This window comes from Bartonella sp. CL63NXGY (assembly GCF_042194905.1).
Classification (GTDB): Bacteria; Pseudomonadota; Alphaproteobacteria; order Rhizobiales; family Rhizobiaceae; genus Bartonella.
This window is the reverse complement of sequence record NZ_JBHINK010000029.1, coordinates 1-7,500: the sequence shown is the minus strand read 5'-3', so window position 1 is coordinate 7,500 and position 7,500 is coordinate 1. Positions and strand designations below refer to the sequence as shown.

At 40.1% G+C, this 7,500-nt stretch carries 4 protein-coding genes, 1 tRNA gene, 1 rRNA gene and 2 pseudogenes (1 of these 8 only partly in view); 2 read left to right on the top strand and 6 right to left on the bottom strand.

Annotated features, from left to right (window positions below):
* Together rrf and ACFIK0_RS08660 are read left to right on the top strand one after the other, a co-directional pair.
* Positions 1–37, top strand: a 5S ribosomal RNA gene (gene rrf, locus ACFIK0_RS08665); it begins 78 nt to the left of the window's first position.
* A 108-nt stretch (positions 38–145) separates the two neighbouring features.
* Positions 146–222 (top strand) — tRNA-Met (locus ACFIK0_RS08660).
* A gap of 1,838 nt (positions 223–2,060) precedes the next feature.
* On the opposite strand, the gene ACFIK0_RS08655 is transcribed toward ACFIK0_RS08660, so the two are convergent.
* The 6 genes and pseudogenes from ACFIK0_RS08655 to ACFIK0_RS08630 all read right to left on the bottom strand — a co-directional run.
* Complete coding sequence (locus ACFIK0_RS08655) at positions 2,061–3,215, bottom strand: MFS transporter (RefSeq protein ID WP_273791527.1); 1,155 nt, start codon at positions 3,213–3,215, stop codon at positions 2,061–2,063.
* Between the two features lie 163 nt (positions 3,216–3,378).
* Positions 3,379–3,567 carry a hypothetical protein gene (locus tag ACFIK0_RS08650; protein WP_375631794.1) on the bottom strand — a complete coding sequence of 63 codons (189 nt, stop codon included), beginning with the start codon at positions 3,565–3,567 and terminating at the stop codon, positions 3,379–3,381.
* A gap of 173 nt (positions 3,568–3,740) precedes the next feature.
* On the bottom strand, positions 3,741–4,979 hold the full coding sequence (locus tag ACFIK0_RS08645; protein ID WP_375663831.1) for a DUF2087 domain-containing protein: 1,239 nt from the start codon (positions 4,977–4,979) through the stop codon (positions 3,741–3,743).
* A 10-nt stretch (positions 4,980–4,989) separates the two neighbouring features.
* Positions 4,990–5,664 (bottom strand): hypothetical protein, encoded by a 675-nt coding sequence (locus ACFIK0_RS08640; protein WP_375663830.1) that lies wholly within the window; start codon positions 5,662–5,664, stop codon positions 4,990–4,992.
* Between the two features lie 210 nt (positions 5,665–5,874).
* A pseudogene (locus tag ACFIK0_RS08635) lies at positions 5,875–7,067 on the bottom strand (MFS transporter).
* Positions 7,068–7,383: 316 nt separating this feature from the next.
* Positions 7,384–7,500, bottom strand: a pseudogene (locus tag ACFIK0_RS08630) (DUF3792 domain-containing protein); the annotation flags it as partial.

The following is a 7,500-nucleotide window of genomic DNA, read 5'->3' as shown; positions in this document are numbered from 1 at the left end:
TTGTCTTAAGGCACGGGAGAGTAAGTCGCCGCCAGGTCTGCTAAAGGCATGATAGATAACAATTCAAAAATAAAAATATAACGATAAATATCAATGCTCAATACTCAGAGTAGACAATAAAAAAATCTTGTCTTAAAATATATGACGCGGGGTGGAGCAGCCCGGTAGCTCGTCAGGCTCATAACCTGAAGGCCGCAGGTTCAAATCCTGCCCCCGCAACCAAATGCAAACACTAATACTCCCATAAAAATCAAATGACCTCTAAACATGACAATACGCACATAATATCGCGTGAAAATATAATAATGCACGTAATGCAAAATGTTATAGAATAAGTCTTTATTCAAACTTTCCCCTCTACTAGGAAAAGTCAGTAATTTACCTACATAAGTTCCCCTTCCTGCTACACTTTTCTCATAGAAGCTTTATCAAAACAGTAAAAAACCTAGTGGCCCTTAAACGCACCAAGACCTAGGAGCGGCTTTGGAGCTGGATCGGATGTCTTCTCATCCCGTAAAAGAATGCAATAGGACTAAGGGGTATGCCGCTAATGAAGCAGTGGTAGGCAGAGGCAGGTAGAGAATGCTTTCTTCTCTCTAAAACGATAAATCTAAAAGCTCTTCTTAGTACTGCAAAACAAAAAATAGCATCAATCTCTGAAAATAAAAGCAGGAGGAAACCTGTTGTAGCGTCTAAACGCATGGGAATGCCATGCTCATCACTTGCAACTCTTCTCACGTATAAAAAACCAAATAAGAAGGGGCATGCGACTAATCATCATGCACCTCTGGAAGCAAAATGGGTAGGGGAAGAACGTATAGGTACGTAATGCCACGCACTTAAAGGGCGCGCAAGGACTAAATCTAAACTCAGATTCTCTTGGATTTTAATATCATCCCTCCCTTTGTTCTATGTGTACCTGTATATCTTCATCCTCAAAACAATCTGCAACTTTTTGTAACAAAAAAACTGCACACAATTCCTTGAACATCTACACTATCTATATCACTAAATACTAAGGCGGATTTTTACCTAGCAAGCTTTTTGGGGTAGCGAGCCTATGCTTATGATCATTGTGATGATGCAAACCTTTTGCAAACAGTGTTTTAAGAGGGTAAAGTGTTATGTTGATAGCAGAAAGCCTGTAAAGAGAAAATGGCTATGGTATGTAAGAATAGTGCTGTTTTTTATACGGAGCTGTCTTATTATAAAATTAAGTAGGGTAGGGGAAGAACGTATAGGTATGTAATTTACGCGCATAAAGGCTTTGTAGGAATTAAATCTAAACTCAGATTTTCTCTCTTTACGGAGTTAAGACTTGTGTTTTTATCATAATGACTAGCTTCTCCATCATAATATTTCTGCACGAGAGCTTTCCAAAAATAGTACACCAGCTAGTTTGTTCTTAAAAAAATAATCAAGGCAATACTTTTGCACCATCCTCATTCGCCATCCTTAAGGGCGCCTTTTGCATTTACAGAAATTGCCCACTGACTTTAGAAGCGGAGCCTAGAAACGCGGGGAAGAGGAGAACCATAGAGCGGTGTGATTACTCATTCTGTCATGCTATAGAAATATTTGGTTTTGTAGGGTAGAAGCACCCCCCCTTTAATGCTTTTTAGGCATTAAAAATGGCACGAGAAAATGCTGGTAGTCGTGATATGGTTTTTATTATGGCTGATCCATGAGCTCTAAAATATAAATTGAGAGAGAATGGGCGGCATTAAAAGTTAAACGCGCATGGCGAGGCTTGAGATTGATTAGTTCAAAATCCTTAATGAGCGAATTATAAAAAAATGCTTTGGCTGTGTTGCACATGGATATCAATAGAATATTATTCGTGCAGAATGTAGCTACCTTACGCTTGTCTGCCCCCATAATACTTTATGCTATGAGGCAATTGGCAACGGAGCCTTACAGAGCAATCTTTAAAGACCGTTTCGAGCTTCTTTGCCGCAGATTGTATTACAAACCCATAATTGAGTGATTTATGGCGAATTATTTTGAGTGCTCTTGTTGTGCTACGGGTTTTCAAAAATGATATGTGACATGGAAGCTGCTTATTTTTTCGTTTGCATGAGGCAAAGGCAAGAAGCAAAGGCGGAGGCACCAACAATCATGCAAAAGGTGAAAGCGATATGATTGTTGAAATGGCTGATGATCCATCCACTTGTCCATGAGCCGGCAGCTTGGCCAATATTTGAAATAACAAGAATATAACTAAAAAGAACACTGGCAGAGAGGGATGAGGTTGTTTTCCCTGCTTGATAGTATATCTCTGGAATCATGACAGATTCATAGACACTGTAGGCAATTAACGCAATCACAGCGGTAAAGACCCCACCTATGAGGAAAAATGCAGCGAAACTTCCCATAAAGCAGAGCAGATAAAAAGTTGCTTTATCGGAAAGGGTGAGATGTTTATTGATTACCCCCTGCCAGATACAAATACTGATGCCAACAATTGAAAAGAAAATTCCACTATAAGGGGCGAGATTGCTGTCAAATTTATTGAGAAGTGTTGTGGTGGTGATGAAAATTCCCATGAGGAATGCACAAAGCAAAGCCGTGACCAGTAAATAAGCAATAGAACGATTATGTATTATTGTTTTTAAAGAAGAAAGAAGAGCTTTTTTTGTTTTTTTATTCTTTTCAAGAGATAATGTTTTATGTGGGTAATGATAAACAATTTGAATGGATAGAACACAAAGATACAAACCAATGAGTGCAAAAAAAGCCATTAAGAAGGTTGATGCGTTGTATTTTATGGCACTCGTTGCAACAAGAGGGGCGATAACGACAGCAGCATTTTGAAAAAAAGAATAGAGAGTTAATGCGCGTTTAAGAGCATTTTCATTGAGATGTTCTGATAAAATTTCTCTCAAAAATGGCTTTGAAACTGCTTTCGAAAAAGCCATTAAGGTAAAAAAGATCAACCATGCAGAAGGTGTGAGCGATAGGATAATGCACACAAAAGCGCTACTCCTTAAAATAAAGGCGCTAGCCATTAAGAGTTTACGCGAAAATCTTTCTAATAAACCCGTTGTGGTTACCATGAGAATGCTTTCAAGGATTACTGATCCAGCGAGATAAAAAGCGACATTGGCAGCAGTTATGAGAGAAGAGTTTCCAAGCAAAGGGAGTACAAAGAAAAAGGAAAATTCAGAAAGAAAAACTGTGCTATAGATGAAAAAAGTTATTTTATTTTTGCCCATGGAATTTCCATAGAAGTGTCGTTAAATGATCAAATACATTTTGTTGTATCTCTTGAGGAAGTTTTGTCAGCCCTGTTTCTGCTGTGCACATTTCGTTGAAATAGGATCCTTCTTGATTCACCAGCCAGTCCAATGCAAGAATATTGTTTTTTCTACGATGTTTTTAGAAATATCGAGCATGATTTGGATTGAGCAACAATACTGTGCCCTGATGTTCGCGCAACAACCGTAAGATCATTGAGACCTTGATCCTATATCTTCTCCTGATGATTTTGACTATTCCCAATTCTTTTTGATAACCACCCAATCCTTTTTGATAACCAATTGGCACCCCGCATTCTTGCTTTTCCATTTTATCCTTTATGAAGAGGATGTACTATCCCCCCATAGATTGTCAACATATGAATGGGATGAATGATTTTGTAACCTTTTAATGAAATTATATTTTTTTAGTGGAAGGTTATTCATTCTCTTGAAATAGAGAAGAAAAACGATAGAGTTAGCTAATCATTTTTCAAATCTCTTTTAGCGCATGCGTTGATATTTGCCTCCATGGCGTTGTAAAAAACCTCTCTCAACAAGAGTGCGTCGTAATCGGGCAAAGTCTATCGTAAAGAGGTTGCATATCTTGGAAACTTCCGTTTCGCTATAGATTTTTTCCTTTTGAAAGGCTTCACCAATTTTTGATAGCATCTCTTCTGTTTCTAAATGGCGGTCGCTTAAATTTTCCCTATTTCGCTCATGTTTATTTTCTAGCATTTTCCACACTGTCTCTTCGGCTTGAAATCCTGCTGTTGTGTTGTGAATAAGTCCAAGATTCAAAAGGCGATTGATGGATTTGTGAATGTTTTTGGCATCTGAATCGACATGTTTGAGGATATCAGTAAGATTTTTTGCACCAAGGATAATGGCGGCATAAACAGCGCGCAGTGTTGGTGAGGTCATGGCAGAGATCAGTGAATTGCGGGTATTGCGTTTGTGAAGGGTTTCTTTCCCCATGGGCAAAATATCATTGCGAATGGGAATTTCATTGATTTCTATGAGTTCTGCTTGGAGCGATTGTGCGCGTACAATTTGTTCGGCAGAGGTGCGTTTGCGAATAATCCCCAGACCACTTTGGCGATATTTGTGGTTTTCGGGGAGTGTTAAAGCTTCATAGGAGCCATCAAGCCGGTAGAGAATTTCTTCCCAGATGGGAGTTCTGACGCGTCGAACCCGTTGTTCGCCATTGAGAGCAATTGTTGTTGTCATTGTTGGTTCATGCAGACAAAGATAACCACCAGCGGTGATGTGTTCCCAAACTGTGGTAACAAATCGCACATCATCTGCGGGCGTTCCAGCATCAAGCCAAACAAAATCTATTGGTCCCCAAGATTTGAGCGTTTCATCATCGAGAGAGAAGAAATTCTCATGGATAAATGTTACCATGTCTTTTTCAATACCGTCTTGAAGCAGTTCTTGCCATGCTTCTTCGGCTGATTGGCCTTCTGCTGAAAAATCATCAATGGTGATAAGCCGTGGTTCGTAATTCTCAAGGATTCCTGAAGGGTCAAGCAAAGCTGTACGCTCTTCCCTGGTGGAAGATTCTAAAAGTTTTTTATCTTGTTGCCATGCTTGTTTTGCTTTTTGCAGTGCTTTAGCAATCAAGCACGTACTATCACCAGCACCGATTTCAATGACTGTGCGCGGTCTTGCCATTTGAATAAGTGCATAAATGAGCTGTGCACTATTTTCTGTTCCCATATCGGGGCTTATCAGGGACATCTTTTGATCCTTATAATTTTATCAATCGTAGCATTCCTGCTTTTACAAGAAACTTTATTGAATCCTCTAGCGGGTGTTGAATGTGCATTGGTGTGGTGGCTTGCTTCAAGAGATGTTTTGTTTTTTCATGAAGCCGGATTGTACGCCCATTGAGTTGATTAATGGCAAGAGTGTCAAGAGAAGAATCTATGATAATACTGTTGGCTCTCGTAAAAGAGCGGTTGCATGATCTGGTGAAAAGGCTTGTTGATTTGTTTGAATGAGACCCGTGTTGTAAAAGTGAGATCAAAAGACTTCCAGAGGCAAGAAGAGTACCATTGAATTGTATTTCTCTCAGTGATTGGACAAGGCAGCTTTCACGAAGTGCTTCAAATGTGGGAAAGTCGAATCCGCCAAATGCCGCTCCTTTTGTAGAAACAATGGTGATGGGTTGTATTTGCCGTTTGCCAATGAGTGCTGGTTTGTTTTTTATTATTTGTACATCTTTTGCCCATTGAATGTGTGATAAAGGATTGAGTTCACGTGGGTAGACAGCGAAAGAATTGATGGCTATAGGTGGTGTTGGTTTTTGCAATTCAAGTGTGTGGGAGCTCTCATGACAATCATGTCGCATATAGTCTGCAAGTTGCCATACATAACCGCCTGTTCCATTGTAAAAGTTTAAGCCTATAGGATCTTGTTGCATGATGTTAAACCGGTTTCTTCTGCTTTGAAATATCAAGTTTTGGCAATGGTTGTTTGCTGGGGTTGTTAGCTCTTCCACACTCAAGAGTGGTTCATCAAAGTCTTATTGGTTGGTATGGGGTTATAGGGGAGATACAACGATTTCATCGAGGGGTGATTGTCATGCCATTTTTGGGTTTGGTTTGCCTGAGAGCAAAGATAGTAAAGTTCGTTAACCATTATCATATTCCTTTTTTTGCATAGTGCGGTTTATGATAAAACCTAATATGCCTGCGATCATTGTGGCGATGCCAATGATAAATAGTGTGCTTTGGGTGTGATGCACTTTTACAAAACCGGCTCCTAGAAAGCCAAGGCACACCGCTGTTTGTATGATAAAGATATAGGCGGGCATTTGGTTGTTTCGGTGTTCTTTTTTAATGGCTTTCATCATAAAACTTGCCATTAGAGCATTTTGTACGCCGTTTGCACCCCCAAGGATAAAAAATGACAGCATCATCAACCATACAATATGTGTTAAGGAAAAGCAGAAAATTGCAAAGCCAATTATTGCAGCGGCAAGTGATGCTCCAGCGGCATTGCCAAAGCGATGAAAAAGGCTGGAGAAACAGAGTGGACCAACCACGAGGCCAAGACTTAACATGCTTGTGATTATCCCATAGGTTTCTGCACTGAAGTACAGCTCCGTGCGGATGCGGACAATCGATAAGACGTTGAGAGCAGAGGTGAGGATGATGGTAATGATGAGGGGAGAAAGAGCATAGACAACATTTTTTTACGCAAGAGACCCGTTAAATCTAGCCCTTTTTTGGCTTGCTGTGTTGTGTTTGTTGTTTGCGTATGTATTTTTAAACTTTTAAAACAGAAGAGAGTGATAAAGGTAGCACAAAGAACCATGATGGATAGTGCAAAGAGCCCTTTTTGCCCATTTGATATTCCATACAATACACCCCCTAGCAGTGGTCCGGCAATGTAGCCAAGATTACGAACTGTTTGGATAACGCGGTTTAGTCGATCTAGTTGCTGATCATTGGTTGCAAATTCTGGGACGGAAACGAGGATAGCAGACCAAAAGAGTGAACCAGCACAACCTAGTGCGAAAGAAAGGGCAATGTAAACCCAAAATTGGTTGGCAATTGCGGCAACGGCTATGAAGAGTGCTTCAAACAATAAAACAATGGGTACTGTTCGCGCTGGTTGGAAGCGATGCAAGAGGCGTGGTGCAATGGGGCCTGCACAAATTGCCCCGACAAGCCCTGCAAACAGCAGCATTGAAATAGATGCTGTGCTTTCTGCTAAGTGGAGAGCAAATGTAACTTGTGCTGTTTCATCGGCAAAGCTGCTAAAGCCCAAAACAAGGAAAAGTCCCATTTGGGTAAAAATCATGGATTTTTTCTTTGTCACAATGCTCCTCCCCAAGAGGTTATAAGGTACAATTTTCTTCTACGTGTTTATGGGATATCCCATGCTTTGTATAGTTTTTCTTGATGATCAGTTGAGAAAGGAAGTTTTCAGAGCTCTTTTCCAAAACAAGCACAATGCCTATTGGCAGCAATGACCAGCTCCTTATGTTTTTTTAAAGGGGAGTATTAAGGATGATGGGCTGGCGAAGTTGTCTGATATGAGAGAGACAATAATACAAAAAGACAATCAGAAGATTTTGCAAAAAAGCTGCACTATACGTGCAGCTTTTTATGTATTTGCTTTAAAGGTAGACGTTTTAAAGCATGAAAGTGTCCTTACGGCTTCTATAACCATAATAGCCAAAAACACTGGAAATAATGGCGCCTACCAGACTGCCTAAAAAGCCCCACCACCCCATATTGGAGGCTGTTTT

What these genes read in the sequence shown, in the direction of transcription:
- ACFIK0_RS08655 (WP_273791527.1), bottom strand. Translation starts at nt 3,215, where the DNA reads ATGGGCAAAAATAAAATAACTTTTTTCATCTATAGCACAGTTTTTCTT.
- ACFIK0_RS08640 (WP_375663830.1), bottom strand. Translation starts at nt 5,664, where the DNA reads ATGCAACAAGATCCTATAGGCTTAAACTTTTACAATGGAACAGGCGGT.
- ACFIK0_RS08650 (WP_375631794.1), bottom strand. Translation starts at nt 3,567, where the DNA reads ATGGAAAAGCAAGAATGCGGGGTGCCAATTGGTTATCAAAAAGGATTG.
- ACFIK0_RS08645 (WP_375663831.1), bottom strand. Translation starts at nt 4,979, where the DNA reads ATGTCCCTGATAAGCCCCGATATGGGAACAGAAAATAGTGCACAGCTC.